The sequence below is a fragment of the Protofrankia sp. CiP1_Cm_nod1 genome (genome assembly GCF_920888515.1).
Classification (GTDB): Bacteria; Actinomycetota; Actinomycetes; order Frankiales; family Frankiaceae; genus Protofrankia.
Window position 1 is genome coordinate 4,516 of sequence record NZ_CAKKTM010000254.1, and the last position, 1,594, is coordinate 6,109.

The 1,594-nt window shown below is 78.5% G+C and carries 1 protein-coding gene; it reads left to right on the plus strand.

From position 1 onward, the window contains the following. Window positions 1-88: 88 nt before the first annotated feature. Window positions 89-1,594, plus strand: a 1,506-nt coding sequence (locus tag NBX02_RS11625) for an amidohydrolase family protein (RefSeq protein ID WP_250291307.1), incomplete at its 3' end; no start/stop codon positions are given.

Sequence of the window (1,594 nt, forward strand, 5' to 3'; positions counted from 1 at the left end):
GGCCGTGATTCCCGACGACACGGCCGGCTGTCGTGAGCCACGGCGTCCGGCCCGGTCGCGGGCGGGCACACTTTCAGGTGTGACGGACATGTCGTCGAACCCAGAAGCGGCCGGCCCGGCCAGCCCGCCGAACGACAACGGACAGGACGGACAGCCGGTGGGCACCCGGGCAGCGCGTGCCGGGGCGGCGGGCCCCCAGGAAGCAGCGGCCGGGCCGGGGAGAGCCGGGCCGCACGGCGCCCGGCGCGTCCTCTACCGCGGCGGGCGGATCCACAGCCCGGCGTCCCCGTTCGCGACGGCGATGCTGGTCGAGGACGGCCGGATCGCCTGGCTCGGCTCGGACGCGGCCGCCGGCGCACTGGCCGCCGAGAAGACCGTGGACCTCGACGACGCCCTGGTCGCCCCCGCGTTCGTGGACGCCCACGTGCACGTGACCGCCACCGGGCTCGCCCTCGACGGGCTCGACCTGTCCGGGGCACCGTCCCTGGCCCACGCCCTCGGCCAGCTGGCCGAGCACGTCCGGCGCCAGCCCACCGACGTGGTGCTCGGCACCAACTGGGACGAGACGGCCTGGCCCGAGGGCCGGGCGCCCACGGCCGCCGAACTCGACCGGGCGGCCGGCGGCGCGGCCGTCTACCTCTCCCGCGTCGACGGCCACAGCGCGGTCGTGTCGTCCACGCTCGCGGCCCGCTGCGACGCCCCCGGCCGGCCGGGCTGGCTCGGGGACGGCCGGTGCCGGGGCGAGGCCCACCACGCGGCCCGCACCACCGCCTACGACAGCGTGTCCGCCGGCCAGCGGCGGTCCGCCCAGCGCCGGGCCCGGGCACAGGCCGCAGCCCTCGGCATCGCCGCCCTGCACGAGATGGCCGGGCCGGAGGTCTCCAGCGCGGACGACCTCGCCGGCCTGCTCGCGCTCGCCGCCGCCGAACCGGGCCCCGCCGTCCACGGCTACTGGGCCGGGGACATCGACACCGCCGTCGCCCTCGGCGCCGGCCTCGGCGGCGACCTGTTCGTCGACGGCTCACTGGGATCCCGCACCGCCGCGCTGCGCACCCCCTACGCGGACGCCCCCACCGGCGGCGCGGGCACCGGCCGCCGTGCCGGGGCCGACGGTGAGGCCGCCGGCAACCGGGGCCTGCTGCACCTGGATGTCGACGCCGTGTCCGCGACGGTCGTGCAGGCCGCCGAGGCCGGTCTGCAGGCCGGCTTCCACGCGATCGGGGACGCCGCCCTCGACACCGTCCTCGACGGCTTCGAACAGGCCGCCGACAAGATCGGCCTGCCGCGGATCCTGGCCGGCCGGCACCGCGTCGAGCACTGCGAGATGGCCGACGCCGCCCAGATCGCGCGGATGGCCCGCCTCGGCCTGACCGCCGTCGTGCAGCCGGCCTTCGACGCCTGCTGGGGCGGCCGGGACGGCATGTACGCCCAGCGGCTGGGCGCCGGCCGGGCGGGCGCGATGAACCCGTTCGCCGCGATGGCCACCGCGGGTGTCGTCCTCGCGCTGTCCTCGGACGCCCCGGTGACCCCGCTGGACCCGTGGGGCGGGGTACGTGCCGCGGCCGCGCACCGCACACCGTCGGCGGCGCTGAGC